This is a genomic window from Streptomyces sp. NPDC093260 (genome assembly GCF_040683715.1).
Classification (GTDB): domain Bacteria; phylum Actinomycetota; class Actinomycetes; order Streptomycetales; family Streptomycetaceae; genus Streptomyces; species Streptomyces sennicomposti.
Genome location: NZ_JBFBEK010000003.1, coordinates 355,615 through 382,337, shown reverse-complemented (window position 1 = coordinate 382,337; position 26,723 = coordinate 355,615). Strand labels below are relative to the sequence as shown.

20 protein-coding genes, 1 pseudogene and 1 riboswitch are annotated in these 26,723 nt (G+C 73.6%); of the genes and pseudogenes, 6 read left to right on the top strand and 15 right to left on the bottom strand.

Annotated features, from left to right (window positions below; genetic code table 11):
• Nucleotides 1-19 precede the first annotated feature (19 nt).
• Entirely contained in the window at nucleotides 20-871 is an 852-nt protein-coding gene (locus tag AB0N63_RS05895) for a sulfurtransferase (protein WP_365524598.1), read from the bottom strand.
• A 372-nt stretch (nucleotides 872-1,243) separates the two neighbouring features.
• On the opposite strand from AB0N63_RS05895, the gene AB0N63_RS05890 reads away from it, so the two are divergent.
• Nucleotides 1,244-2,065 carry a VOC family protein gene (locus AB0N63_RS05890; RefSeq protein WP_365524595.1) on the top strand — a complete coding sequence of 274 codons (822 nt, stop codon included), beginning with the start codon at nucleotides 1,244-1,246 and terminating at the stop codon, nucleotides 2,063-2,065.
• Nucleotides 2,066-2,223: 158 nt separating this feature from the next.
• Here AB0N63_RS05890 and AB0N63_RS05885 read toward each other — a convergent pair whose 3' ends face one another.
• From AB0N63_RS05885 to AB0N63_RS05870, 4 genes are all read right to left on the bottom strand, one after another.
• Nucleotides 2,224-2,880 (bottom strand): thymidine kinase, encoded by a 657-nt coding sequence (locus AB0N63_RS05885; RefSeq protein WP_365524592.1) that lies wholly within the window; start codon nucleotides 2,878-2,880, stop codon nucleotides 2,224-2,226.
• A gap of 66 nt (nucleotides 2,881-2,946) precedes the next feature.
• On the bottom strand, nucleotides 2,947-4,137 hold the full coding sequence (locus AB0N63_RS05880) for a nucleotide pyrophosphatase/phosphodiesterase family protein (RefSeq protein WP_365524589.1): 1,191 nt from the start codon (nucleotides 4,135-4,137) through the stop codon (nucleotides 2,947-2,949).
• Nucleotides 4,137-4,733, bottom strand: a complete 597-nt coding sequence (locus tag AB0N63_RS05875; RefSeq protein ID WP_365524586.1) for a DUF5998 family protein — start codon at nucleotides 4,731-4,733, stop codon at nucleotides 4,137-4,139. Before AB0N63_RS05875 ends, AB0N63_RS05880 begins: the two co-directional genes overlap by 1 nt.
• 52 nt (nucleotides 4,734-4,785) lie before the next feature.
• Nucleotides 4,786-7,650 carry a GNAT family N-acetyltransferase gene (locus AB0N63_RS05870; protein ID WP_365524583.1) on the bottom strand — a complete coding sequence of 955 codons (2,865 nt, stop codon included), beginning with the start codon at nucleotides 7,648-7,650 and terminating at the stop codon, nucleotides 4,786-4,788.
• 222 nt (nucleotides 7,651-7,872) lie between these two features.
• On the opposite strand from AB0N63_RS05870, the gene AB0N63_RS05865 reads away from it, so the two are divergent.
• Nucleotides 7,873-8,154, top strand: a complete 282-nt coding sequence (locus AB0N63_RS05865) for an HPr family phosphocarrier protein (protein ID WP_365524580.1) — start codon at nucleotides 7,873-7,875, stop codon at nucleotides 8,152-8,154.
• Nucleotides 8,155-8,509: 355 nt separating this feature from the next.
• Here AB0N63_RS05865 and AB0N63_RS05860 read toward each other — a convergent pair whose 3' ends face one another.
• The 4 genes from AB0N63_RS05860 to AB0N63_RS05845 all read right to left on the bottom strand — a co-directional run bounded on the left by AB0N63_RS05860 (nucleotide 8,510) and on the right by AB0N63_RS05845 (nucleotide 13,343).
• Nucleotides 8,510-9,169 (bottom strand): GntR family transcriptional regulator, encoded by a 660-nt coding sequence (locus AB0N63_RS05860; RefSeq protein ID WP_365524577.1) that lies wholly within the window; start codon nucleotides 9,167-9,169, stop codon nucleotides 8,510-8,512.
• A gap of 261 nt (nucleotides 9,170-9,430) precedes the next feature.
• Nucleotides 9,431-10,189 (bottom strand): M23 family metallopeptidase, encoded by a 759-nt coding sequence (locus tag AB0N63_RS05855; protein ID WP_365524575.1) that lies wholly within the window; start codon nucleotides 10,187-10,189, stop codon nucleotides 9,431-9,433.
• A gap of 12 nt (nucleotides 10,190-10,201) precedes the next feature.
• Nucleotides 10,202-10,364: riboswitch (cyclic di-AMP (ydaO/yuaA leader) on the bottom strand.
• Between the two features lie 223 nt (nucleotides 10,365-10,587).
• The gene (locus AB0N63_RS05850; RefSeq protein ID WP_365524572.1) at nucleotides 10,588-11,976 is read right to left on the bottom strand and encodes a pitrilysin family protein; all 1,389 of its coding nucleotides are present in this window, start codon (nucleotides 11,974-11,976) and stop codon (nucleotides 10,588-10,590) included.
• Nucleotides 11,973-13,343, bottom strand: a complete 1,371-nt coding sequence (locus tag AB0N63_RS05845) for a pitrilysin family protein (protein ID WP_365524570.1) — start codon at nucleotides 13,341-13,343, stop codon at nucleotides 11,973-11,975. Before AB0N63_RS05845 ends, AB0N63_RS05850 begins: the two co-directional genes overlap by 4 nt.
• Before the next feature lie 417 nt (nucleotides 13,344-13,760).
• Between AB0N63_RS05845 and AB0N63_RS05840 the strand changes: the two genes are divergently transcribed.
• Nucleotides 13,761-16,217 (top strand): DNA topoisomerase IV subunit A, encoded by a 2,457-nt coding sequence (locus tag AB0N63_RS05840; protein ID WP_365524567.1) that lies wholly within the window; start codon nucleotides 13,761-13,763, stop codon nucleotides 16,215-16,217.
• Between the two features lie 232 nt (nucleotides 16,218-16,449).
• On the opposite strand, the gene AB0N63_RS05835 is transcribed toward AB0N63_RS05840, so the two are convergent.
• Both AB0N63_RS05835 and AB0N63_RS05830 read right to left on the bottom strand, forming a co-directional pair.
• Nucleotides 16,450-17,667, bottom strand: a complete 1,218-nt coding sequence (locus AB0N63_RS05835) for a GTP-binding protein (protein WP_365524563.1) — start codon at nucleotides 17,665-17,667, stop codon at nucleotides 16,450-16,452.
• A gap of 271 nt (nucleotides 17,668-17,938) precedes the next feature.
• Nucleotides 17,939-19,105, bottom strand: a complete 1,167-nt coding sequence (locus AB0N63_RS05830) for a citrate synthase/methylcitrate synthase (protein ID WP_365524560.1) — start codon at nucleotides 19,103-19,105, stop codon at nucleotides 17,939-17,941.
• 106 nt (nucleotides 19,106-19,211) lie between these two features.
• Between AB0N63_RS05830 and AB0N63_RS05825 the strand changes: the two genes are divergently transcribed.
• Complete coding sequence (locus tag AB0N63_RS05825) at nucleotides 19,212-20,471, top strand: citrate synthase (protein WP_365524557.1); 1,260 nt, start codon at nucleotides 19,212-19,214, stop codon at nucleotides 20,469-20,471.
• A 53-nt stretch (nucleotides 20,472-20,524) separates the two neighbouring features.
• Nucleotides 20,525-21,478 (top strand): sucrase ferredoxin, encoded by a 954-nt coding sequence (locus AB0N63_RS05820; protein WP_365524555.1) that lies wholly within the window; start codon nucleotides 20,525-20,527, stop codon nucleotides 21,476-21,478.
• A 150-nt stretch (nucleotides 21,479-21,628) separates the two neighbouring features.
• On the opposite strand, the pseudogene AB0N63_RS05815 reads toward AB0N63_RS05820, so the two are convergent.
• Nucleotides 21,629-21,727, bottom strand: a pseudogene (locus AB0N63_RS05815) (MerR family transcriptional regulator); the annotation flags it as partial.
• A gap of 113 nt (nucleotides 21,728-21,840) precedes the next feature.
• On the opposite strand from AB0N63_RS05815, the gene AB0N63_RS05810 reads away from it, so the two are divergent.
• Nucleotides 21,841-23,622, top strand: a complete 1,782-nt coding sequence (locus AB0N63_RS05810) for a sensor histidine kinase (protein ID WP_365524552.1) — start codon at nucleotides 21,841-21,843, stop codon at nucleotides 23,620-23,622.
• A gap of 169 nt (nucleotides 23,623-23,791) precedes the next feature.
• Here AB0N63_RS05810 and AB0N63_RS05805 read toward each other — a convergent pair whose 3' ends face one another.
• From AB0N63_RS05805 to AB0N63_RS05795, 3 genes are read right to left on the bottom strand one after another with little or no spacing between them, the layout of a single operon-like run.
• Nucleotides 23,792-24,850 carry an ABC transporter substrate-binding protein gene (locus AB0N63_RS05805; protein WP_365524550.1) on the bottom strand — a complete coding sequence of 353 codons (1,059 nt, stop codon included), beginning with the start codon at nucleotides 24,848-24,850 and terminating at the stop codon, nucleotides 23,792-23,794.
• A 58-nt stretch (nucleotides 24,851-24,908) separates the two neighbouring features.
• Nucleotides 24,909-25,772: an ABC transporter permease gene (locus AB0N63_RS05800; protein ID WP_365524548.1), complete on the bottom strand. Its 864-nt coding sequence runs from the start codon at nucleotides 25,770-25,772 to the stop codon at nucleotides 24,909-24,911.
• Nucleotides 25,762-26,577 carry an ABC transporter ATP-binding protein gene (locus tag AB0N63_RS05795; protein ID WP_365524546.1) on the bottom strand — a complete coding sequence of 272 codons (816 nt, stop codon included), beginning with the start codon at nucleotides 26,575-26,577 and terminating at the stop codon, nucleotides 25,762-25,764. Before AB0N63_RS05795 ends, AB0N63_RS05800 begins: the two co-directional genes overlap by 11 nt.
• Nucleotides 26,578-26,723 lie beyond the last annotated feature (146 nt).

Sequence of the window (26,723 nt, the reverse complement as noted above, 5' to 3'; positions counted from 1 at the left end):
CCTTCCTTCCCGGGTCCCGTTACTGCGGGTCCGGGCCCACCGCCACCGGCCTCGCCGGGTCCGAGGACCACTCCGACCACGAGCCGGCGTACAGGGCCGCCGGGATCCCCGCGATGTCCAGGGCCAGCACCTCGTGCGCCCCGGAGACCCCCGAGCCGCAGTAGACGCCGACCTCCCTGCCGTCGCCCGCGCCCAGCGCCCTGAACCGGGCCTGGAGCTCCGCCGCGGGCAGGAAACGGCCGTCCGGACCGACGTTCTCGGTCGTGGGCGCGGACACCGCGCCCGGGATGTGGCCGCCCACGCGGTCGATCGGCTCCACGTCACCGCGGTACCGCTCCCCCGCGCGCGCGTCGAACAGCAGCCCGGAGCGCGCCAGTTCCCCGGCCGCGTCGGCGTCCAGCAGCGGCACCGCGCCCGGCGCCGGCGCGAAGTCGCCCTCGGCGGGCTCGGGAACCGCCGCCTCCAGCTCCCCCGCCCAGGCGGCGAGGCCGCCGTCCAGGACCCGTACGTCGGGGTGGCCCGTCCAGCGCAGCAGCCACCAGGCGCGCGCCGCCGCCCAGCCCTGTCCGCCGTCGTACACGACCACCGGCCGGGTGGCGCGCACCCCGGCGCGGCGCGTCGCGGCGCCGAACACCTCGACGTCGGGCAGCGGATGGCGGCCGTGGGCGCCCGGCGCGGAGGCCAGTTCACGGTCGAGGTCGACGAAGACGGCGCCGGGGATGTGCCCGGAGGCGTACGCGGCACGCCCGTCGAAGGGCGGCTCGCCGGCCGCCTTGGCCACGCTGAGCTGCCAGCGGACGTCGAGCAGCACCGGCGGGTGCGGGCGCGCGAGGGCGGCGGCGAGATCGGCCGCGGAGATGATGGCGTTCATGGTCACCATCCTTGCGCACGGGGTGGCCCCGGCGTCCGCGTCCGGCTACTGTGCACGGCCCCGGGTCCGGTCACGAAAGGTACGGAACCGGCCACATGCTGTACGGGCGATCGACACACGCCGGACAGTGCGCCGCAATGGCCGGGACACCGGCGGAAGCACGCTTCAAGTGCCCCGTCCGACGCTCCGCCCGACGGGCGCGGGGCGGGCGGGGCCGGACCCCGCGGGCCCGGCGCGCTGCGACTTGGCCCGGCACGGTCCGGGCGACGGGCCGACCGCGGCCAAGAGGGCACCGGGCCCGCCGCGGACGGGAAGACGACAGGCCCCGGGACCGGGACGACGACAGGCCCGGGGGCCGCGAAGAGGAGGACGATGACCGAGGCACCGGAGTCCGCGGGCGACAGCGGCCGCGGACCGGCCCGCCGACGGCCCGGCACACCGTGCTGGGCCAGCCTGATGGCCCATTCCATGACCACCGCTCAGGCCTTCTACGGAGAACTGTTCGGCTGGGAGTTCCGGCCCGGACCCGACCGGCTCCGCCCCTACGTACGGGCCGTGCTGGCCGGCCGGGACGTGGCCGGAATCGGCCCGCTGCCACCGGATCTGCCGCTGCCCGCCGCCTGGACGCCGTACCTCGCCTCCGACGACGTGGATCTGACGGCCGAGACGGTACGGCGGTGCGGCGGCACGATCGGGGTCGGCCCCCTGGAGACGGGCGACGCCGGGCGGCTCGCGATCGGTTCCGATCCGTCGGGCGCGGTGTTCGGCCTCTGGCAGGCCCCCGCGCACCGGGGCACGGACCAGGGCGGCGGGCCGGGCACTCCGGTCTGGCACGAGCTGCGCACCTTCGAGACGGCGAACGTCGCGAAGTTCTACGGAGCCCTGTTCGGATACGGGACGGAGCGTCGGGAGCCGGACGCGGAGCCGGGCGCGTCCTGCGACGACCATGTGACGCTGTCCCTCGCGGGCCGTCCGGTCGCCGCGCTGCACGGGGCGGGTGCGGAGCTGCCCCGCGCGCGGGGTTCGCACTGGCTGACGTACTTCGCGGTCGCCGACGCCTACGCCTCCCTCGACCGCCTCACCGCCCTCGGCGGCCGGGTCCTCGCCCCGCCCCGCGACACCGGCCGCGGACGGATGGCCACGGTGACCGATCCGGAGGGGGCGCGGTTCGCGCTGCTGCAGAGGGGTCGTTGAGGCGGCCGACGCCAACGGGCCGGGCCGGGCTCGTTGAGCCGGTGCGACGGGTGGCGCGGCGGACGAGGTGACGGTCGAATCGGCGCACCCGGCGGACCGGCGGTCGCCCGACAGGCCGGTGCCGATGCGCGCTCGGCGGGCGGACGGGCTCCAGTGGGTCAGCGGCGGTCCGGGACCACGGGCAGTACGTCCGGGGACAGGGCCGCCGCGCGGGCCGAGGCCGCGGTCATCCGGCGGCGGTGGTGGCGGCGGCACAGCACCTCGTAGCCGACCTCGTCCGCCGCGTGGTTCACGTCGCCGACGACGACCTGGGCGCCCTCCAGCACCATGACGCCGCCCACCGTGCGGGCGTTGTGGGTGGCGCGGGCGCCGCACCAGCACAGCGCCTCCACCTGGAGCACCTCGACGCGGTCGGCGAGTTCGACCAGCCGCTGGGAGCCGGGGAACAGCTTGGAGCGGAAGTCGGTGGTGATGCCGAAGGCGAAGACGTCGATCCCCAGATCGTCCACCACGCGCGCGAGCTGGTCGATCTGCTCCGGTGCGAGGAACTGCGCCTCGTCGGCGATCACGTAATCGGCACGGCCGCCCCGGGAGAGCTGGTCGACCAGGTAGGCGTACAGGTCCACACCGTCCTCGACCTCCACCGCGTCCGTGACCAGGCCGAGGCGCGAGGACAGCTTGCCCTCGCCGGCCCGGTCGTCGCGGGTGAAGATCATGCCGACGAGGCCGCGCGCCGAACGGTTGTGCTCGATCTGGAGAGCCAGTGTCGACTTCCCGCAGTCCATCGTTCCGGAGAAGAACACCAGCTCGGGCATGGGAGGTCGGGCACCTTTCGGCGGGGCGGGGAGGAAGGTCGGCGGGCCCGGTGTGCGGGCGGCGCGTCAGGAGCGTACTTCGAGGAGGGGCACCAGCTGCTCGGCAGGGGTCATCGAGCCGTGGTTGCCGGCCATCGAGGACTCCTTCGGCTCCCGCTCGGAGGCGATGAGCAGCACGTCGTCGCGGGCGGCGGCGATCACGTCGCCGAGCCGGTCGTGGACGCGGTCGTCCACCCGCGGCCCGAACCAGCCGGCCGCCACCGCCTCGTCCCGGGAGGCCACCCAGAACTGCTCGCCGAGCACCTCGCGCCAGCAGGTCAGCACATCACCGGCGGCGCCGGGTACGGCGTACACGTGCCGGGCACGGCCCTCGCCGCCGAGGAGGGCGACGCCGGCGCGCAGCTCCCAGTCCTCGTCGAAGTCGATGCGGTGCTGCTCGTCGAACGGGATGTCGACCATGCCGTGGTCGGCGGTGACGTAGAGGGCGCTGCGCTCGGGCAGCTGTTCGGCCAGGCGCTGGACCAGCCGGTCGACGTGCATGAGCTGGCCGCGCCAGGTGTCGGAGTCCACGCCGTAGCGGTGGCCCGCGCCGTCGAGTTCGGAGTAGTACGTGTAGACGAGGGCGCGGTCGCCGGCGGCCAGCTGCTCGGCCGCGACGTCCATGCGGTCCTCGCCGGTCAGCCGTCCCAGGAACGTTCCGCCGGTGAGGGCGACCTTGGTCAGCGGGGTGTTCTCGAAGGTCGGCGAGGACACCTGGGCGCTGTGCACGCCGGCCCGCTGGGCCAGCTGGAAGACGGTGGGGTACGGCTGCCAGGCGCGCGGATCGGTGTAGGGCTGCCAGCGCAGCTGGTTCATCAGCTCGCCGGTCGCCGGATTGCGCACCGTGTAGCCGGGCAGGCCGTGGGCGCCCGGCGGCAGGCCGGTGCCGACGGAGGCGAGGGAGGTCGCGGTGGTGGCGGGGTAGCCGGCGGTGATCGGCCGGCCGGTGCCGCCGCGCGAGCTGTCCAGCAGGGAGGTCAGGAAGGGCGCCTCCCCGGGGTGCGCGCGCAGCTGCTCCCAGCCGAGCCCGTCGATCAGGAAGACGCAGGCGCGGTCGGCCGGGGTCAGCTCGGGAATGGCGGCCGTCATGTCCGGCACGCCCATGCCCGCGGCCAGCGTGGGCAGCAGGTCGGCGAGGGAGCCGGAGCCGTACGCGGGGACGGGTGCGGAGGCGACGGCGAGCGGCTCGGGGTGGTCCCAGGCGGTGGACAGTGTCATCAGCGGGTGACGTCCGCGGTGGCCTCGGAGATGGCCTGGGCGAAGGCGAGGGCCTGGCGCACCGTCTCGGGGCCGTCGCCGGCCTCGCTGACGCGCAGGCTCAGGTCGTCGGCCGTGGAGTTGCCCGTGTAGCCGTGGTCGGCCTCGCAGTCGGGGTCGCCGCAGGCGGCGGGCTCCAGGTCGATGCGCGAGACGGCGCCCCAGCCGATGGTGAGGACCACCTCGCGGGGCAGGGTGCCCGGTGTGTACTGCTCGGGGTTGGCGACCATCCGGCTGACGACGACCGACGAGATCCGGTCGATCCGGACCGACTCGGTGGAGGTGGTGGCGTACGGCGTCGGGGAGGTGGTGTCGGCGGCCTGCTCGTCGGTGTGGCTGACGATGAACCGGTTGTCGGTGAGGACGAGCACCGTCACATGGCGGCGCACTTCGTTCTGGTCGAAGGTGGTCTCCTGGTGGACCAGGTACGACCGGATGGGCTCGCCGCCCACGGCGGCCTCCACCGCCTCGGCCACGAGAGCCGGGTAGTAGCCGCTGCGTTCGATCGCCGCCCGCAGCCCCTGGGTCGTCGTACTGGTCTTGGCCATGCCGTCCATCCTACGGGGGCGCGCCGACTGCGAGGCACCGCTGCGCGCGGGAGAAGCGCCGTCAGTACGCCGGGAGCGTGCGCGGTCCGAGATCGTCCCGCGCGGGCGGGGGCGCCAGGCGCACGCTGGCGCTGAGGACGCTCACCCCGTGCGGGGCGACGACGGCCGGCTCCAGGGTGACGGCGACCACTTCCGGGTGGTCGTCCACGAGCCGCGAGACGCGCAGCAGCAGTTCCTCCAGGGCGGGCGTGTCCACCGGTGCGGAGCCGCGCCAGCCGAACAGCAGGGGCGCCGTCCGGATCGAGCGGATCATGGAGGTCGCCTCCCGGCCGGTGACGGGGACGAGCCGGTGCGCCATGTCGTCGAGCAGCTGGGAGGCGGCGCCGGCGAGCCCGAAGGAGAGCACCGCGCCGGCCGCCGGGTCGATGACGGCGCGGACGACGGTGTCGACGCCGCGGGGCGCCATCGCCTGCACCACCGGCCGCAGTTCCTCCGGTGCGCCGAACAGCTCGGTCAGCTCGGCGTAGGCCCGGCGCAGTTGCTCCTCGTCGGCGAGGTCCAGGCGTACGCCGCCGAGGTCGGCGCGGTGGCGCAGATGCGGGGCGGTGGCCTTCAGGGCGACGGGGTAGCCGAGGCTGTGGGCCGCCTCGGCGGCGGTGTCGGGGGTGGGTGCGGGCAGGGCGCGGCGGACGTGGACGCCGTAGCGGCCGAGCAGTTCGCAGGTCTCCTCGGGGCCGAGGGTGAGGCCCTGTCCGCGCGCGAGGAGGCTGCGGATCAGCTCGGCGGCGCCCCGCTCGTCGATGTCGTCGTACTCGGGCACCTTGCCGGGGTCGGCGGCCTCCCGCCGCCACTGCCCGTAGCGGACGGCTTCGGCGAGGGCCCGGACGGCGCGTTCGGCGGCGGGGTAGGCGGGGATGAGACGCGGGCCGGCGGCGGGGCGGGGCCGGGCCGCGTCGGACGGCTGCGCGGGAGTGGCCTGCGGGGCGACGGCCGTGGTGGCGCCGGTGGGCGTGCCGGGGGCGGTCGCGTGGGCGGCGGCGGTGCCGGGGACGGCCTGCGGGCCCGTGCTGGCCGCTGCGGACAGGGCCTCGGCCAGGCCGCCCAGCTCGACGTGGACCACCAGCACCGGCTTGCCGGGCACCGCCTCGGCGGCCGACTGCAGCGCCGCGGCCAGGGCGGCGTCCTCGGTGGCGCCCTCCCCGAGGGCCGGTATGGCGGTGACGACCACGGCGTCGCTGGTCTCGTCGGCGAGCGCCTGCGCCAGCGCGGCCCGGAAGTCCTCGGCGGACGCGGCGGTGGTCAGGTCCCGGGGCGGCTGGGGGCGCAGACCTTCGGCCAGGCACCGGTCGTACGTCAGGACGCCCAGGGACTCGGAGTTGCCGAGGATGGCCACCCGGGGACCGGAGGGCAGCGGCTGGCGGGCGAGGAGCAGTCCGGTGTCCACCAGTTCCGTGATGGTGTCCACGCGGATCACGCCGGCCTGCCGCAGCAGGGCGGAGACCGTGGCGCGCGGCAGCCGGGTCGCCCGTACCGCGTGTCCCTGGGGGGCCGATCCGGCGCCCTGCACGACGACCAGCGGTTTGGCGGCCGCCGTGCGCCGGGCGAGGCGGGTGAACTTGCGCGGGTTGCCGATGGACTCCAGGTACATCAGGGCGACGTCGGTGTCCGGGTCGTCGTACCAGTACTGGAGGACGTCGTTGCCGGAGACGTCCGCGCGGTTGCCGGAGGAGACGAAGGTGGACACGCCGGTGGTGCCGGTGACGCCGCCGCCGCGTCGGTGCAGCCGGGAGAGCAGGGCGATGCCGATGGCGCCGGACTGCGCGAACATGCCGATGCGGCCGGGGCGGGGCATCTCGGGGGCGAGGGAGGCGTTGAGGCGGACGCCGGGCGAGGTGTTGACGATGCCGAAGGCGTTCGGGCCGATGATGCGCATGCCGTACGCGCGCGCGAGCCGGACCAGGGCCCGCTGGCGCTCGCGTCCCTCGGAGCCGCTCTCGGCGTACCCGGCGGAGATGACGACGAGGCCCTGCACTCCGTGCTCGCCGCACTCGGTGACGACCCCGGGGACGTGCTCGGCCGGCACGGCCACCACCGCGAGGTCGACCGGTCCCTCGATCTCCCGCACCGAGCGGTGGGCGGGCACTCCGTCGATCTCCGTGCGGCCGGCCTCGAAGGCGCGGTTGACGGCGTGCAGACGGCCGGTGAACCCGCCGGCGCGGATGTGGTCGAGGATGCTGCGGCCCACGCCCCCGGGCGTGCGGCCCACGCCGACCACGGCGACCGAGCCGGGCACGAGCAGCCGGCGCACCGACCGCGCCTCGGCACGCTGTTCCCGCGCGCGCTGCACGGCCAGCGAGCGGTCGGTGGGCTCGATGTCGAACTCCAGGCGTACGACGCCGTCCTCGAAGCTGCGCTTCTGGGTGTACCCGGCGTCCGTGAACACCTTGATCATCTTGGTGTTGGCGGGCAGCACCTCGGCGGTGAACCGGCGGATGCCGCGCTCGCGGGCGACGGCGGCGATGTGTTCGAGCAGTGCGGAGGCGACCCCGCGGCCCTGGTGGGCGTCCTGCACCAGGAAGGCGACCTCGGCCTCGTCGGACGTGCCGGCGCCGGCGGGCCGCCCGGCGGCGCCGATGCGGTCGTAGCGGACGGTGGCGATGAACTCTCCGCCGATGGTGGCGGCGAGGCCGACCCGGTCCACGAAGTCGTGGTGGGTGAAGCGGTGGACGTCCTTGGCGGACAGGCGCGGGTAGGGCGCGAAGAACCGGTAGTACTTGGACTCGTCCGACACCTGTTCGTAGAAGCTGACCAGCCGGTCGGCGTCCTCGGCGGTGATGGGCCGGATCCGTGCGGTGCCGCCGTCGCGGAGCACCACGTCGGCCTCCCAGTGGGCTGGATACTCGTGCCGGTCCGACGCGGTCTGCATGGGCCCCAGAGTACGGCTAGCCACCGACGGCGGCGCGAGGCAGTCTGTGGGGACCACGACCGGCGGGGGCCCGCCGGAACCCGCCGGGACGCCCGCGAGACGCCGCCGTCCGGGCCGCGGTCCGGCGTCCGGGCCCGGGGCGGTGACCGTGCCGCCCCGGGCGGCCCTCCGGATGTGGGAAACTGGTCTAGACAACCCGGAACACCTGAAGGGCAGCATCACATGGCTGAGCGCCGCGTCAACGTCGGCTGGGCCGAGGGTCTCCACGCCCGCCCCGCCTCCATCTTCGTCCGGGCCGCCACGGCCTCCGGCGTCCCCGTGACGATCGCCAAGGCCGATGGCGCCCCCGTCAACGCGGCCTCCATGCTGGCCGTCCTCGGCCTCGGCGCGCAGGGCGGCGAGGAGGTCGTCCTGGCCTCCGACGCCGAGGGTGCGGACGCCGCCCTGGACCGCCTGGCCAAGCTGGTCTCCGAGGGGCTCGAGGAGCTTCCCGAGACGGTCTGACCCGGGCCCGGCGGATCACCTGGATCACCTGCCGGACCACACGCCGAAGCCGCGCCGCCCGTGCCGGGCGGGGCGGCTTCGGCGTTTCCGGGGCCCCGGCGGTTGCGGACCCCGCAGTTGCCGCGGCCGGGGGCTTTCGGGATCCGGTGTGGCCCGGTTTCCGTGCGTCCGGCTTTCTGCGCGTGACGTTTCGGAGCCGGACGGCCCGGACGTCTCCGGCGGTCGCGTCAGCGCATTTCCGGGCAGCCTCGAAGAACCCACCGCACCGCACTCTCACGGGAATTACGAAAACCCGCGAAAAGGGCAGCGGTAATTCGTCTAGATCGGATATCCCTCTTTGTATACGGGCACCGTGTTAATGCCACGCGCCCGACATGTTTACGGGATGTTGCGAAGTCCTCACGCGGCACACGGCGGCCGTCCGCTCGGTGTGCGCGGCGGTCAGCGCACGCGCGCGCTCGCCGTCGCGGCGGGCCACGGCGTCCGCGATGGCGCCGTGCTCGGACCAGGCCGCGACGGGGTCGGCCGGGGTCTCCACCACGAACATCCAGGCGATCTTGTGCCGCAGCTGGGTGAGCGTCGCGGTCAGCGCCGGACTGTCGCAGGCCTGCGCCAGCGTCTCGTGGAACCAGCCCCCGAGCGCCCGCAGCTCCTCGCCCGAGCCGCTCGCGGCCCGCTCCTGCCCCAGTCTGACCAGGCCGCGCAGCACCTTGAGATGGGCCTGGGTGCGCCGCTCGGCGGCCCGGGCGGCGCACAGCGGCTCCAGCAGCCGGTGCATGTCCAGCAGATCGGCGGCCTCCTGCCCGGTCGGCTCCGCCACGCACGCGCCCGCGTGCCGTCGCGTCACCACGAAGCCCTCCGCCTCCAGGGTGCGCAGCGCCTCGCGCACCGGGACGCGGGAGACGCCGTAGCGGCGGGCGAGGACTTCCTCGGTGAGCCGGCTGCCGCGCTCATAGACACCGGCGACGATGTCGTCCCTGATCGCCGTGCACACCGAGTGCGCCGGAACACGCATTCCCGACCTCCGCCCGAATCACGCTCAAATCACCGTGCCGCACCGGCGACGGGCGACACCTGTTCCGTGACTCTATTGCAATACGCCGGGATTTCCGACGGGCAGCCGGGTTCCATGGGAAATTTTTGGACAGCAAAATACCTGGGCGGCTGGAAATGCCGAAAGCCCCGGCTCGGGGCCGGGGCTTCGTGGACCGTCCGTGGTCTTCCGCACTTGTCGTGCGGTCGTGCTCTGCGCTCTTCGGCGGTCGCGGGCCGTTGGTCAGACGTTCACACCGTGCTGGCGCAGGTAGGCGACCGGATCGACGTCGGAGCCGTAGTCCGGGGTGGTGCGGGCCTCGAAGTGGAGGTGCGGCCCGGTGACGTTTCCGGTCGCGCCGGACACGCCGATCTGCTGCCCCGCGACGACCTGCTGGCCCACCGTGACGCCGACGGACGACAGGTGGCCGTACTGCGTGTACATGCCGTCGGCCATCCGGATCACGATCTGGTTGCCGTACGCCCCGCCCCAGCCGGTCTCCACGACGGTGCCGACGCCGACCGCGTGCACGGTGGTGCCGCTCGCGGCGTGGAAGTCGACGCCGGTGTGGGAGCCGGAGGACCACAGGGAGCCGCCGGTCTTGTAGCCGGTGGAGACGTAGGAGCCGGAGATCGGCGGCACGAAGGTGTTCAGGCGCTTGCGCTCGGCCTCGCGGGCGGCGCGCTCCTTGGCCTCGCGCTCCTTCTTGGCCAGCGCGGCGGCCTTCTCGCGGGCGGCCTGCTCGGCCAGTTTCTGCTCCGCGGCGTGCTGCTGCGCGGCGGCCTGCGCGTCGATCTTGGCGGCGACGGTGTCACCGATGGTGATGACCGGGGTGAGGCCGGTGTCCTCGGGGGCCGGGGTCTCGGCGGCGAGCGCCGGGGCGGCGGCCAGGGTGCCGAGGACGCCGGTGGTGGTGAGGGCCGCGACGCCCGCCGCTCGGACGGTGGTGCGGTGCATCCGGCTGGGCCGGCGGTGCTTCCCGGTGGCGCGCGTGAACGCCATGCAGACGTGGGTCCTTTCCTTCCCTCTCGCCTACCGGGTTAGCTGACGGGTTCGGAGCAGGAAGGTCTCCTACGGACCCCCTCGCCGGCGCGTGGGCGTCCGATTCACCCCAGGGACTGCGTGGGTCCCCGGCTCCCCTGGCTCGCGCCGTACGGGGACTCGGCGATGACTGTCCGGTGCCGCGGGTGCGGCGCACTGCCTGACGAACAGCCGGATCGACGCTAGACGGGGCCGGTTTCGATTCCCAAACGGATCCGGTGTTTTGTAGCGCAGGCCACAGGTCAGACAGGCAGCCTCTCCCGCAATTCGGACACGACGGGGCCCTGGTGACGCTTCGGTCACCAGGGCCCCACGCGCACGCGTGCGTCGCCGTCGCCCCGCGCGGGCGGCGGATGCCGCTACTCGGCGGCGACGACGGTGACCTGACCGATGCCCAGGGCCTCGACCGGCTCCTTGATCTGCGCCGCGTCGCCGACGAGGACGGTCACCAGGCGGTCCACCGGGAAGGCGTTGACGACGGCCGCGGTGGCCTCCACCGTGCCGGTGGCGGCGAGCTGCTGATAGAGCGTCGCCTGGTAGTCGTCGGGCAGGTGCTGCTCCACCTGGTCGGCCAGGGTGCTCGCCACGGCCGCCGCCGTCTCGTACTTCAGCGGCGCCACGCCGACGAGGTTCTGCACGGCGACGTCCCGCTCGGCGTCGGTGAGACCGCCCGCGGCGAGCTTGCGCAGCACCGTGAACAGGTCGTCCAGGGCCGGGCCGGTGTTCGGCGTGTCGACCGAGCCGCTGATGGCGAGCATCGCGGCGCCCGAGCCGTCGGGGGCCGAGCGCAGCACCTGGCCGAAGGCCCGCACGCCGTAGGTGTAGCCCTTCTCCTCGCGCAGGACGCGGTCCAGGCGGGAGGTGAGGGTGCCGCCGAGGCAGTAGGTGCCGAGCACCTGCGCGGGCCACACCCGGTCGTGCCGGTCGGGGCCGACACGGCCGATGAGCAGCTGCGTCTGGACCGCGCCGGGGCGGTCCACGATGACCACGCGGCCGGTGTCGTCGGCGGTGACCGGCGGCACGGGCCGCGGCTCGGTCGGCGAGCCGGTCCAGGCGCCGAGGGTCTCGCCGAGCAGTGCGTCCAGGTCGATGCCGGTGAGGTCGCCGACCACCACGGCGGTGGCCGTGGCGGGCCGTACATGGCGGTCGTAGAAGGCGCGGACGGCCGCCGCGTCGATGGCGCGGACGGTGTGCTCGGTGCCCTGGCGCGGGCGGGAGATGCGCGCGTCGGCCGGGAACAGCTCCTTGGAGAGTTCCTTGGCGGCGCGGCGGGAGGGGTTGGCCAGCTCGTGCGGGATCTCGTCCAGCCGGTTGCCCACCAGCCGCTCCACCTCGGAGTCGGCGAACGCGGGCGCCCTGAGGGCGTCGGCGAGCAGCCCGAGGCCCTTGGCCAGCCGGGAGGCGGGCACCTCCAGGCTGAGCCGGACGCCGGGGTGGTCGGCGTGCGCGTCGAGGGTGGCGCCGGCGCGCTCCAGCTCGGCGGCGAACTCCTCGGCGGAGTGCTTGTCGGTTCCCTCGGAGAAGGCCCGCGCCATGATCGTGGCGACGCCGTCCAGGCCCTTCGGCTCGGCGTCCAGGGGCGCGTCGAGCAGCACCTCGACGGCGACGACCTGCTGGCCGGGGCGGTGGCAGCGCAGCACGGTGAGACCGTTGTCGAGGGCGCCGCGCTCAGGCGCCGGGAACGCCCACGGCCTGGCCTCGCCGGGCTGCGGCTGGGGGTGGAAGTCCATGGTGGCCAGCTCGGTCACTTCGCCGTCTCCTCGGTGTCGTCGGTGGCCGCGGCGTCCGCGTCCTGGGCGTCGGCCGCGGCGGCGGGCGTCGGCTCGTAGACGAGCACCGCGCGGTTGTCGGGGCGCAGGCGGGCCTTGGCGACCTCCTGGACCTCCTCGGGGGTCACCTCCAGGACGCGCCGGACGGCGGTCAGGGCGAGCTGCGGGTCGCCGAACAGGACGGCGAACCGGCACAGTTCGTCGGCGCGGCCGGCCACCGTGCCGAGCCGGTCCAGCCACTCGCGCTCCAGCTGGGCCTGCGCGCGCTCCATCTCCTCGGCGGTCGGTCCCTCCTCGGCGAACCGGGCCAGCTCCTCGTCGATGGCGGTCTCGATGACCGGCACCTCCACGTCGCCGGAGGCCTTGACGTCCAGCCAGCCGAGGGACGGCGCGCCGGCCAGCCGCAGCAGGCCGAAGCCGGCCGCGACGGCGGTGCGGTCGCGGCGCACCAGACGGTTGTAGAGCCGGGAGGACTCGCCGCCGCCGAGGACGGTGAGGGCGAGGTCGGCGGCGTCGCAGGCGCGCGTGCCGTCCTCCGGCAGCCGGTAGGCGGCCATCAGGGCGCGGGCGGGGACCTCCTCCTCGACGACCTCGCGCAGCTGCTCGCCGAGGACGTCGGGCAGGGAGCCGTCGCGCGGCTCGGGCTTGCCGTCGTGGGCGGGGATGGAGCCGAAGTACTTCTCGATCCAGGCGAGCGTCTGCTGCGGGTCGATGTCGCCGACGACCGACAGGACGGCGTTGTTGGGCGCGTAGTAGGTGCGGAAGAACGCGCGGGCGTCCTCCAGGGTGGCCGCGTCCAGGTCCGCCATCGACCCGATGGGCGTGTGGTGGTAGGGGTGGCCCTCCGGGTAGGCGAGGGCGGTCAGCTTCTCGAAGGCGGTGCCGTAGGGGACGTTGTCGTAGCGCTGGCGGCGCTCGTTCTTGACGACGTCCCGCTGGTTCTCCATGGACTCCTCGTCGAGGGCGGCCAGCAGCGAGCCCATGCGGTCGGCCTCCAGCCAGAGGGCGAGCTCCAGCTGGTGGGCGGGCATGGTCTCGAAGTAGTTGGTGCGCTCGAAGCTGGTGGTGCCGTTGAGCGAGCCGCCGGCGCCCTGCACCAGTTCGAAGTGGCCGTTGCCCTTGACCTGGGCGGAGCCCTGGAACATCAGGTGCTCGAAGAGGTGAGCCAGACCGGTGCGTCCCTTGACCTCGTGACGGGAGCCGACGTCGTACCAGAGGCACACCGCCGCGACCGGGGTCAGGTGGTCCTCTGAGAGCACCACGCGAAGGCCGTTGGCCAGGCGGTGCTCGGTCGCTGTCAGGCCGCCGGAGCCTGCCTCGGCTGTGGCCGTGTGACCCATGGGCATGTACGTCCCTTCGATCGCGATGGCGGTCTGGAAACCGCCCTTTTCCTGCCGGTCCTGCCACTGTATGCAAGCGCGCGCACGCCTGGCGAAGTTCCCGGACGTCGTACGCCGAGAGCGAGAACGAAAGAGGGACGGCGACCGGCCGCGCGGGGAGCCCCGGGGCGCGGCGAGGGCGTGTGCGGCGCACGGGAGCGCCCATGGCGCGTGGTGGGGCGTGAGGGGGTGCAGGGCAGCGCGCGGGGGGTGCGGCGGGGCGCGCCAGGCCGTCTGTGGGGGGTCTGCGCGGGGGTGTTGGGCGGGTCCGCGTACGGTGCCTCCGGCGGTCAAGGGGCGGGGTCCGGTCCGCGTTGTCAGTCGGGCGGTCCACAATGGTCCGCGTCAGATCCCGTCACACGCTTCAGCAAGGAGCCGGCAGCGATGGCCCGCCGCAGCACGAAGACCCCGCCGCCCGACGAGCCGTACGAGGAGAAGATCCTCGACATCGACGTCGTCGACGAGATGCAGGGCTCCTTCCTCGAGTACGCGTACTCGGTCATCTACTCGCGCGCCCTGCCGGACGCGCGGGACGGCCTGAAGCCGGTGCACCGCCGCATCGTGTACCAGATGAACGAGATGGGGCTGCGCCCCGAGCGGGGCTACGTGAAGTGCGCCCGCGTCGTCGGCGAGGTGATGGGCAAGCTCCACCCGCACGGCGACGCGTCGATCTACGACGCGCTGGTGCGGCTGGCGCAGTCCTTCTCGATGCGCGTGCCCCTGGTCGACGGCCACGGCAACTTCGGCTCCCTGGGCAACGACGACCCGCCGGCCGCCATGCGGTACACCGAGTGCCGGATGGCCGAGGCGACCAGCCTGATGACCGAGTCGATCGACGAGGACACGGTCGACTTCGCGCCGAACTACGACGGCCAGGAGCAGGAGCCGGTGGCGCTGCCCGCCGCCTTCCCGAACCTGCTGGTCAACGGCGCGTCGGGCATCGCCGTCGGCATGGCCACGAACATGCCGCCGCACAACCTCGGCGAGGTGATCGCGGCCGCCCGGCACCTGATCCGCTACCCGAACGCCGACCTGGACGCGCTGATGAAGCACGTGCCGGGCCCCGACCTGCCCACCGGCGGCCGGATCGTCGGCCTCTCCGGCATCCGGGACGCCTACGAGAGCGGCCGCGGCACGTTCAGGATCCGCGCCACGGTGACGGTGGAGACCGTGACGGCCCGCCGCAAGGGCCTGGTCGTGACCGAGCTGCCCTTCGCCGTCGGCCCGGAGAAGGTGATCGCCAAGATCAAGGACCTGGTCGGCTCGAAGAAGATCCAGGGCATCGCGGACGTCAAGGACCTCACGGACCGCGAGCACGGGCTGCGCCTGGTCATCGAGATCAAGAACGGCTTCGTGCCCGAGGCGGTCCTGGAGCAGCTCTACAAGCTGACGCCGATGGAGGAGTCCTTCGGCATCAACAACGTCGCCCTGGTCGACGGCCAGCCCCTCACGCTGGGTCTGAAGGAGCTGCTGGAGGTCTATCTCGACCACCGCTTCGACGTGGTGCGGCGGCGCAGCGAGTACCGCCGCGGCAGGCGCCGCGACCGGCTGCACCTGGTCGAGGGCCTGCTCACCGCTCTGGTGGACATCGACGAGGTCATCCGACTGATCCGGTCCAGCGAGAACTCCGCGCAGGCCAAGCAGCGGCTGATGGAGCGGTTCTCGCTGAGCGAGGTCCAGACGCAGTACATCCTCGACACCCCGCTGCGCCGGCTGACGAAGTACGACCGGATCGAGCTGGAGGCGGAGAAGGAGAAGCTCATCGCGGAGATCGAGGAGCTGACCCGGATCCTGGAGTCGGACGCGGAGCTGCGCAAGCTGGTGTCCACGGAACTGGCCGCCGTCGCCAAGAAGTTCGGCAGCCCCCGGCGCACGCTGCTGCTGGAGGCCGGGGCCGTGCCGGTCGCCGCGGTGCCGCTGCAGGTGGCGGACGACCCGTGCCGGGTCCTGCTGTCCTCGACGGGCCTGCTGGCCCGCACGCCGAACGACGAGCCGCTCCCCCGGGACGCCGACGGCAAGCGGGTCAAGCACGACGTGATCGTCTCCTCGGTGCCGGCCACCGCCCGCGGCGAGGTGGGCGTGGTGACCTCCACCGGCCGCCTGCTGAGGGTGAACGTCGTCGACCTGCCCCAGCTGCCCGAGACGGCGACCGCGCCGAACCTCTCCGGCGGCGCGCCGATCACCGAGTTCGTCTCCCTCGGGGACGACGAGACAGTGATCTGCCTGACCACGCTGGACGAGTCCTCGCCGGGGCTCGCCCTCGGCACCGAGCAGGGCGTCGTGAAGCGGGTGGTGCCCGACTACCCGGCGAACAAGGACGAGCTGGAGGTGATCACCCTCAAGGAGGGCGACCGGATCGTCGGCGCGGCGGAGCTGCGCACCGGTGAGGAGGACCTGGTCTTCATCACGGACGACGCCCAGCTGCTGCGCTACCAGGCCTCCCAGGTCCGGCCGCAGGGCCGCCCGGCCGGCGGGGTGGCGGGCATCAAGCTCGCCGACGGCGCCAAGGTCATCTCGTTCACGGCGGTGGACCCGGCCGCCGACGCGGTGGTCTTCACGGTCGCGGGCTCGCGCGGCACGCTCGACGACTCGGTCCAGACGACGGCGAAGGTCACCCCGTTCGACCAGTACCCGCGCAAGGGCCGGGCCACCGGCGGCGTGCGCTGCCAGCGGTTCCTGAAGGGCGAGGACTGCCTGTCCTTCGCGTGGGCGGGCCCGGTCCCGGCCCGGGCGGCCCAGAAGAACGGCACCCCGGCCGAACTCCCGGACATCGACCCGCGCCGGGACGGCTCGGGCGTGTCGCTGGCCAAGACGGTGGCGGCGGTGGCGGGGCCGGCCTGATCCGGCGGGGAGGCCTTCGGGCCTCCCCGCCGCTGGCGCTCGGCGGGGGCGGGCGCTCGACGGAGGCGACGCCTTGGGGGTCGGGGCCTGCGCACCGCGGGCGTCCGGCGGAGGGTCGGGTGCCTTGAAGGTCGGGGCCTGCGGGCCGCGGGTGTCCCGCGAGAGGCGGGCCTTGACGGATGAGGCCTGCGGGCCGGGCGTCCCGACGGCCGGGGCCTCCCCGGTCGGGTGTCTAGAGGTCCGGCTCTTCCGGGTCGGGGGCGTCGAAGTCGAGGTCCTCCGGGTCGAAGGCGGCCGAGCCGGGTTCCCGCAGGTCGGAGGCGCCGGGGCCGGGAGCACCTGAGGCCTGCCGGGCCTCCGGTGCTCCCGGCTCGTCCGGTTCGTCCGGCCGCGGTACGTAGCGCAGGACGCCCCACATGGCGTGTTCGTCGGCGGTGTGCGGGCTGTCCGCCACGCACGCCTGGAGTTCCTTGTCGAGGGCCGGCACGTCGATGCCCGCGCCGATGAGGACGAGTTGGGTGCGGCGCGGCTCGCCGGCCGGCCACGGCTCGGGATAGAAGCGCAGGAAGCGGCCTACCGCGTGCACCGCGTAACGGTTGCGGGCGTCGTGCAGGCCGAAGTCGACGTACCCCTTGACGCGGTACAGCCCCTCGGGCCGGCTGTCGAGGAAGCGCATCGACCGGCGCGGATCCAGCGGCGTGTCGCAGGAGAAGGAGAGCGTGTCGTAGCCGGTGTGCAGATGGCCGCCGTGGCCGTCGGCCGCGTCGTCCTCCTCGTGCCTGTGCAGGTCGTCGAAGGACAACTGCCCGACGCGCTCCTCGCTCGGCCGGCAGTCGAACAGGAACTCGGGGTCGATGCGGCCGTAGGAGGCCGGGACGACGGCGGCCCGGTCCACCAGGGACCGTACGAGCCCGAGCGCCCGTTCTCCCCCGTCGGCGCGGTCGGCCTTGTTCACGACGACCAGGTCGGCGAGCGCGAGATGCCGGTCGATCTCCGGATGCTTGGCGCGCGTGGCGTCGAACTCGGCCGCGTCCACGACCTCGACCAGCCCGCCGTAGACGACCCGGGGGTTCTCGCTGGCCAGCACCATGCGGACGAGTTCCTGGGGCTCGGCGAGCCCGCTGGCCTCGATCACGACGACGTCGACGCCGGCGGCGGGCCGGGTGAGCCGGTCCAGGTAGAGGTCGAGTTCCCCGGCGTCGACCGCGCAGCACAGGCATCCGTTGCCGAGGGAGACGGTGGAGTCGCCGAGCGCCCCGGCGACCGCCATGGCGTCGATCTCGATGGCGCCGAAGTCGTTGACGAGGGCGCCGATCCGGCTGCCGCCGCTGTGGTGCAGGAGGTGGTTGAGGAGCGTGGTCTTCCCGGAACCGAGGAATCCGGCCAGGACGACGACCGGGATCTGCCGCACCGTGGGACCCGGGCGCGTCTCCGGGTTCGACTGCTGCACCGCGCTACCTCTCTCACGCCGACGCGTGCACCGGCTCACGGCCGCGTGCACGTACGGGACTGAACGCCGCCCCAGGATACGAGCCGCGCGCGTCATGCCGGAGTGACCGATTGTCAGCAGCGCTCACCGGGCAGATTGTCAGCAGCGCTCACCGGGCAGACGTCGGGCATGGCGCCGGAGCGCTGCCACCCGTGCGCCGGCTCGCCCGTCCGCCGGGTTCGCGGCCTTCCTGGTCGCCGTTGGGTCCGCCTGTCGGCTCGGCCCGTCCGGCTCAGGCCACCGCCGGCAGCTCCGCCGGCGCGTGCGGGCCCACATACCGCGCCGCCGGGCGGATGATCTTCGAGTCCTCCGCCTGTTCGAGGATGTTCGCGCTCCAGCCCACCACGCGGGCCGCCGCGAAGGTCGGGGTGAACATCTCGCGGGGCAGCCCGCACAGTTCCATGACGACACCGGCGTAGAACTCGACGTTCGTGTGCAGTTCGCGGCCCGGCTTCAGCTCGGCCAGGATCGCCTCGACGCGGCGCTCGACCTCGACGGCGAACTCGACCCGCGCGCCGCCGAAGCGCTGTGCGGTCTCGCGCAGCATCCGGGAGCGGGGGTCCTCGGTGCGGTAGACCGCGTGCCCGAAGCCCATGATGCGCTCACCGGCCAAGACCCGCTCCCGGATCCAGGCGTCGATGCGGTCGGGCGTGCCGATGGCGTCCAGGGTGTCCAGCGCACGGCTGGGCGCGCCCCCGTGCAGGGGCCCCGACAGCGCACCGACAGCGCCCACCAGGCAGGCACCCACGTCCGCGCCCGTCGACGCGATGACCCGGGCGGTGAAGGTCGACGCGTTGAAGCCGTGGTCGATGGTGGAGATCAGGTACTGCTCGACCGCCCTGACCCGCTCCGCGTCCGGTTCTTCGCCGGCCAGCATGTAGAGGTAGTTGGCCGCGTAGGAGAGGTCCTCGCGCGGTTCGACCGGCTCCAGTCCCCGGCCGAGCCGGTACAAAGCGGTCAGCAGGGTGGGGACGGCCGCGCACGCCACCAGGGTGTCCTGGAGCCGCCGGTCGGCGTCGAGGTCGTACACCGGCCGGAAGTCCCGCGCCGCGCCGAGCAGCGAGAGGGCGGTGCGCAAACCGGCCAGTGGGCCGGAGCGGGCGCTCGCCGCCGCCACGCCGGGCAGTGCCGCACGCACCTCGTCGGGCAGTCGGCGCAGCGCGGCGGTACGGGCCGCGAAGGCGGCGCCGCGGTCGGCGTCCGGCAGTTCCCCGTGAACGAGGAGGTGCCAGACGTCCTCGAACCGGCGACTGCGGGCGAGGTCGACGGCGGAGTACTGGCGGTAGTGGTAGAAGCCCTCGCGTCCGCGGACATCACCGATTCGGGTGTCCGTCACCACGACTCCGGCGAGCCCTCGTGGGGCTTCGACGAGAGTGGATGCGGCCCTGTTGCTGGTCATGGTTCCTCCCTGTACTTGATTCGACTGTCCATGCTTGAATCACGGCCTGTCAATATTGATTCAATCAACACTTCATCTGTACGTCCGGACGGATACGGTGGCCTGCATGCGCGATCAAGTACCTCCCACCGGCCCCGCCGAGCGGCGGCTGAGCACGAAGGAGACCGCCGAACTCCTCGGCGTGAAGCCGGAGACCGTGTACGCGTACGTGAGCCGCGGCCAGCTCGGCAGCCGCCGCGACCCCGGCGGCCGGGGCAGCACCTTCGACGCCGCGGAGGTCGAGGCGCTCGCCCGCCGCAACCGGCGCGAGAGCACCGCACCCGCGGGCTCCGGCGCGGAACTGTCGGTGCGCACCCGTCTCACGCTCATCGAGGGCGACCGGTACTACTTCCGCGGCGTCGACGCGACGGAGCTGGCCGCCCGGCACAGCTACGAGGAGGTCGCCGAGTGGCTGTGGACGGGGCGCCTGATCCCCGGCGCCGCCTTCACGGCGCCCGAGGAATCCGTCGCCGTGGCCCGCCGGGCCGTCGAGGCGCTGCCCGAGCACGCGAGCCCCACCGACCGGCTGCGGGTCGCCGCGATCGCCGCCGCCGCGGCGGACCCCCTGCGGTTCGACCTGTCCGAGGACGCCGTGCTCGGCACCGCCCGGGTCCTCATCCCGACTCTCGTCGACTCGCTGCCGCCGGCCCCGCTCGGCCGCCGCGAGCGCCGGGGGCCGCTCGCCCACCGCCTGTGGGCGCGGCTGACCGGCCACCCCGCCGACGACGCCTCCCTGCGCGTCCTGGACACCGCGCTGGCCCTTCTCGTGGACCACGACCTGGCCGCCTCGACGCTCGCCGTAAGGGTGGCCGCCTCCGCCCGCGCCCACGCGTACGCCGCCGTCTCCGCCGGGCTGGGCGTCATCGAGGGCCCCTTGCACGGCGCGGCCGGCGGTCTCGCCCACCGGCTGATCCTGGAGGTGCTGGACCGCGGCGCCGCGGGCCCGGTCATCGCCGACGAACTGCGCGAGGGCCGGCGTATCCCCGGCCTCGGCCACCGCCTCTACACCGGCGAGGACCCGCGCGCGCGTACCCTCTTCGCCCTGCTCGAGGACCTGCCGCACGCCGGGCCCGCCCTGGCCGCGGCCCGGGACATCGAGGCCACGGCCGCCCGCAGCACCCCGCTGCACGCCAACGTCGACCTCGCCCTCGCCGTGTTCACCGCCTCCAGCGGCATGCCGTCCACGGCCAGCGAGACCGTCTTCGCCGTAGCCCGCACGGCCGGCTGGATCGCCCACGCCCTGGAGGAGTACGGGGAGCGCCCGCTGCGCATGCGCCCGAGCGGCCGGTACGTCGGTCAGCGGCCCCCGCAGCCCCTGCCGGAGTAGCCCACCGGGCGACCGGAACTCACCGGACGCGCAGGCAGGTTAGGCTTACCTCTGTGAGTACGTGTGCGACCACCTCGCTCCGGCTCGACGAGCCGGTGTCCGCCACCGCACCCACGGCGACGACATGGCTGCTCCTGGAACAGCCCGGGCCGTGGGGCGCCAAGGCGCTCACTTCGAGCCACCTGGATCCGGCCCTGGGACGCGCCCTGGAGCGGGCCGCCCAGGGCACCGGGGTCAGGGTCGCTCTGATCCGCCGCCCCGGCCGGCACGCCGACTGCCACGCCCCGGCCCCGCGGCACGTCTACGCGGCCCACACCGTCCCGGGCGGCACCTGGGTGCGCGGCGCCCTGACCACCGCGCCGGACCGCCTGCTGGACCTCGACTTCACCGCGCTCGGCAAGGGCGACCACCGCACCTTCGACACGGCCCTCGGCGGCCGCCCGTACACCGGTGACCCGCTCGTCCTCGTCTGCACCAACGGCAGGCGGGACCGGTGCTGCGCCCTGCTCGGCCGGCCGCTCGCGGCGGAACTGTCCGCCTCAGGGCTGCGCGGCGCCTGGGAGTCCACCCACCTCGGCGGCCACCGTTTCTCCCCGACGCTGCTGCTCCTGCCGTACGGATACGCGTACGGCAGGGCCGAGGCGCACACCGTCAAGGAGGCCCTCCAGGGCGTCCGGGAGGGCCGCGTGGTCCTCCACGGCTGCCGGGGCCGCACCGCCTGGCAGCGGCCCGCCCAGGCCGCCGAACTGGCCGTGCGCGAGGCGGCCGGCGAGTACGGCGCCGACGCGCTGACCGTGGCGCGCACCGACGTCCTGGATGCCGGCGGCGCACCCCGATGGGAGGTGACCGTCAGCCACCCCGACGGCCGCCGGTGGCACGTCGTCGTCGCCCAGGGCGCCGCGGAGCCGCCCCGTCCGGAGAGCTGCGGCGCGGCGGTGCTCGGCGGTCCGGCCCGCATGGACGTGGTGTCCGTCCGGGAACCGGCGCTGGCGCGACACGGCGGTTGAGACGCCGCGGTACGGGCTACGGCCGCAGGAAGCACGGCGGGGTCGTCCACAGCCGCCGGGCAGCGAGGCGGGCGGCTCTGCGGCCCGGGGCGTACCGCGGGGCGGCTCCTACGGATCCGATCGGGGCGAGTCGGAGCCGAACAGTCGCCGTTCCCGCTCACGGCGCTCCTGCGTCCGCCGGACGAGGTCGCCGACCAGGGCGGACGGCGAGAAGCCCGGGTCCTCCAGCGCGCGTCCGATGCGGCGAACCGGATCAGACCGGCGGGACCGGAGCGCATCGGACCGGGCCGGGCCGGGAGGGCGCGCAGAGATCCGCGTCGCACCCCTGTGGGCGGCTCCCGCGCACACGTACCGTCGTCGCCATGAGTTCCACTGCCCCAGCCCGCCGGCGGCGCCTCGGCCTGCCACGGCGGGCGTTCTCGCAGGTGCTGCTGATGCAGCTCGCCGTCGCCGCGGGAGTCGCCGTCCTCGCGACCGGGCTGTTCCTGGCCCCGCTCAGCCATCAGCTGGACGACCAGGCGATGCGCCGTGCGCTGGCCATCGCCGAGACGACCGCGCAGGAACCGCAGATCGCGAGGGACCTGCTGACCACCGCCCCCAGCGTGAACGGCCCCGTGCAGCGGGAGGCGGAGCGGATCCGGCTGGCCACGGACGCCGAGTACGTCGTCGTGATGGACATGCGGGGGACCCGCTGGTCGCACACCGACCCGCGGCAGATCGGCAACCGCGTCTCGACGGACCCCAGCGCCGCCCTGGACGGCCACGAGGTCATGCAGATCGACACCGGCACCCTGGGCCGCTCCGCCCGCGGCAAGGTGCCGCTCTACGCCCCCGGTGGCCACCGGGTCGTCGGCGCGGTCTCGGTCGGCATCGCCTACGACAGCGTCCGGGGCAGACTGGTCGACGCGATCCCGGGTCTGCTGGCGTACGCGGGCGGCGCACTGGCGGTGGGCGCGCTGGCCGCCTGGCTGATCTCCCGGCGCGTCCAGCGGCAGACGCGGGACCTGGCGTTCTCGGACATCGCCGCCCTGCTCGCCGAGCGGGAGGCGATGCTGCACGGCATCCGGGAGGGTGTGGTCGCCCTGGACCGGGGCGGTCGCGTCCGGCTGCTCAACGACGAGGCCCGGCGGCTGCTCGGCATCGGCGAGGAGGCCGTCGGCCGCACCCCGGACGAGGCGCTCGGCCAGGGCCGTACGACCGATGTGCTGGCCGGCCGGGTGACGGGCACCGATCTGCTCACCGTGCGCGGCCGGCGGGTCCTGGTCGCCAACCGCATGCCCACCGACGACGGCGGCGCCGTCGCCACCCTGCGCGACCGCACCGAACTGGAGCAGCTCGGCCGCGAGCTGGACTCCACGCACGGTCTCATCGACGCGCTGCGCGCGCAGGACCACGAGCACGCCAACCGCATGCACACCCTGCTCGGGCTGCTGGAGCTGGAGATGTACGACGACGCGGTGGAGTTCGTCGGCGAGGTGGTCGGCGACCACCGGGCCACGGCGGAGCAGGTGACGGAGAAGATCCGGGACCCGCTGCTGGCCGCGCTGCTGGTCGGCAAGGCGACCGTCGCGGCCGAGCGCGGGGTCGCGCTGTGGGTGTCGGACCGGACCTGGCTGCCGGACGGGCTGGTCGATCCCCGGGGTCTGGTGACGGTGGTCGGCAACCTGGTGGACAACGCGCTCGACGCCGTGGCGGCGACCCCGCACGCGCGCGTGGAGGTCGAACTGCGGGCCGAGGGGCGGACCGTCGTCCTCAAGGTACGTGACACCGGCCCGGGGATACCGGCCGACCGGCGTGATCTGATCTTCACGGAAGGGTGGTCCACCAAGGAGCCCCCGGCGCACGGCAAGCGCGGTCTCGGTCTTTCCCTGGTGCGCCGGCTCGCCGAACGGCAGGGCGGCGGTGTGAGCGTGGGCGAGGCGTGCGGGGGCGGCGCGGAGTTCACCGTGGTCCTGCCCGAGGCCCTCGCCGAACCGGGCCTCAGGGCGGTGCCCGCGCGCCACGTCGAGGCGGAGTCCGCAGCACACCACGCCGGGGCGGAGCCCGCATCCCGTCCCGCCGGGCCGGACTCGGTGGCGCGGGCCGCCGGGGCGGAGCCCGCGCGGGCCGCCGTCGTGGACGCGGCCCCGGAGGAGGCTCGGTGAGTGCGGTGCGGCGGGACGCGACACGGGCCGCCCTGAACACCGGTCGGTGTGGGCGGCCCGCGCCGGGGACACGGCTCATGGGGCGGGGGCGCAGACCGTGTCCCCGGATGCATACGGATCCGGCCGGTGATCTTCTCGACTCCGGCCCGGACGCCGTACGGTCGTCGCGTCAGCCGGTGGCCTTCTCCACGAACTCGGTGGTGTAGGTCTTGCTCAGGTCCACGTCGGCGTTCTTGATGGTGGGGTTGAACGCCTTGAGGACCTTCTCGACGGTCTCGGGACCGTTCTTCGGCATCACACCGTCCTCGGTGAACATCGGCAGTGTGCTCTTGATGGCCGCCGCGTACAGGAACTTGTTGCCCTGGGAGTAGTCGGCGGGCATCTTGTCGGCGATCTCGGTCGCGCTGTGGGTGGACATCCACTTGAGCGTCTTGACGAACGCGTTGGCCAGCTTCTGGACGGTGTCCTTGTGGCTGTTGACCCAGTCCGTACGCATGTAAAGACTTGACGAGGGATACGGGCCGCCGAGGGCCTCCAGCGACCCCTGCGGGGTCCGCATGTCGACCAGGACCTGCCCGGCCTTCTTGTCCAGGATGGTCGCGACGGTCGGGTCGGTCGTCATGCCGCCGTCGATGGCCCCCTGCTGGAGCGCGGAGATGAACGTCGGCCCGGCCCCGACGGCCACCGGCGTGAACTCGCTGACGTTCACGCCGTTCTTGACCGCGAGGTACTTGGTGAGGAAGTCGGTCGAGGAGCCGAGACCGGTGACGCCGAGCTTCCTGCCCTTGAAGTCCTTGGGCGAAGTGATCTTGTTCGCCGACTTGTTCGAGACGACCTCCACCTCGCCGGGCGCGTGCGAGAACTGCACCACGGACTCGATGTCCTTGCCCTTGACCTGAAGATCGAGGGTGTGGTCGTAGAAGCCGACGGCGCCCTGCACCTGCCCGGAGACGAGCGCGGTCTCGGCCTGGACGCCGGCGGGTTCGCTCAGCAGCTCGACGTTCAGGCCCTCCGCGGAGAAGTAGCCGAGGCGCTGGGTGAGCATGGCGGGCAGGTAGATGACCTTGTCCAGGCCCCCCACCATGATCTTGACGTGCTCGCCCTTGCCGCCGCCACCGCTGCCGGAGTCGGCGGCGGAGCCGGCCGCGTCGTTGGCGCAGGCGGTGAGGGAGGACAGGGCGAGCAGACCGGCGGCGGCGGACGCCGCGAATCTGGCGGGCTTGTGCATGGTGGTTCACGTCCTTGTGAAGGGGCGGTACGGAACGGAAGGGTGCGGGACGGGTGCGTCAGTCGCCGGAGTCGGCGGGCTTCCAGCGGAAGATGCGGCGCTCGGCGAAGGTGAGCAGTCCCTCGGCGACGAGGGCGACCGCGGCGAGGATGACCATCGCGGCGTAGACACCGGCCGCGTTGAACGTGCCCTGGGACTGCGCGACGAGCAGGCCGATGCCCTTGGTGGCGCCGATGTACTCGCCGACGATCGCGCCGATCAGCGCGAAGCCGAAACTGACGTGGAGGCTGGTGAAGATCCACGAGGTCGCGGACGGGATGACCACCTGGAGCGTCACCCTGCGGTCGCTCGCACCGAGGATGCGCGCGTTGGAGACCAGGTTGCGGTCGACCTCGCGGGCGCCCTGGAAGGCGTTGAAGAACACCGGGAAGAAGACGAGGACGACGGCGGAGGCGACCTTGGAGACCGGCCCGAGGCCGAACCAGATCACGAAGATCGGCGCGAGCACGATCCTCGGGATGGAGTTGAGCACCTTGATGTAGGGGCCGAGGACGTCGGCGAGGAACGCGACGCGGCCCAGCGCGATCCCGAGGACCACACCGGCGACCACGCCGACCACCCAGCCCAGCAACGCCTCGTAGAGCGTGTACCAGATCTGCTCGCCGAGCGAGCCGAGGGCGGTGCCGTGGGTGATCCAGGTCCAGATCTGGTCCCAGATCCGCGAGGGCATCGAGAAGTTGAACGGATCGATGACCTCGGCCCGGGAGAGCACCTCCCACAGGCCGAGCACGGCCACCAGGAGCAGGGCGCGGGCCGCGTTGACGACCACCTTGCGCCGGCGGGCGGCACGGGCCCGGGACCGCGCCCGGTCGGGCGTCTTGGCCGTGTCGGCGACCGGGGTGCTGAGGACTTCAGGCGACATGGGCGGCGCCCCTCTCACGGGTGATGCGGACCTCTTCGCCGAGGGACTGCCAGATCTCCCGGTAGATCTCGATGAAGTGCGTCTGCAGGCGCACCTGCTCGACCTTGCGCGGCCGGGGCAGGTCGATGTCGAAGACCTGCTTCACGGTCGCGGGACCGGCCGTCATCACCACGACCCGGTCGGCGAGCGCGATGGCCTCCTCCAGGTCGTGGGTGACGAAGACGACGGAGGCCCCCGTGCCCTCCCACAGCTCCAGCAGCTCGTCCGACATCAGCGCCCGGGTCTGCACGTCGAGCGCCGAGAAGGGCTCGTCCATCAGCAGGATCTCGGGGTCGTTGACGAAGGTGGCGGCGAGGGCGACACGCTTGCGCTGGCCGCCGGAGAGCTGGTGCGGGTAGCGGTCCTCGAACGCGGCGAGACCGACCCGGGCCAGCCAGGCGCGCGCCTTCTCCTTGGCCTCCGCCTTCGGCACACCGCGAAAGCGCGGGCCGGCCATCACGTTGGACAGCACCGTGCGCCAGGGGAAGGTGGCGTCCTGCTGGAAGACGAAGCCGACCTTGCCGCCGACACCGCGAACCGGCTCGCCGGCCACCAGCACATCACCCTGGGTGGGCTCCTCCAGGCCGCTGACCAGCGTCAGCGTGGTCGACTTGCCGCAGCCGGTGGGGCCGACCACGGCCACGAACTCGCCCCGGCCGACCGTGAGGTCGAGGTCCCGCACGGCCGTGTGCAGTCCCCCGGACGGGGTCCTGAACGTCTTGCTCGCGCCCCGCAGTTCGATGGCGGGACTGGTGTCTGTGCTCATGGCCCGGGACGGTAGATGTGGCCCCGGCCACAACAGCAGTCTTTGCGGCGCAAGCCGTTCTTTTGCTCGCAAGGACCTGTTGTGCTCGTTTTGCTCGCGCTACAACAACGGAGCCGAAACACGGGCTTAACACCGGCCCGGCCTGG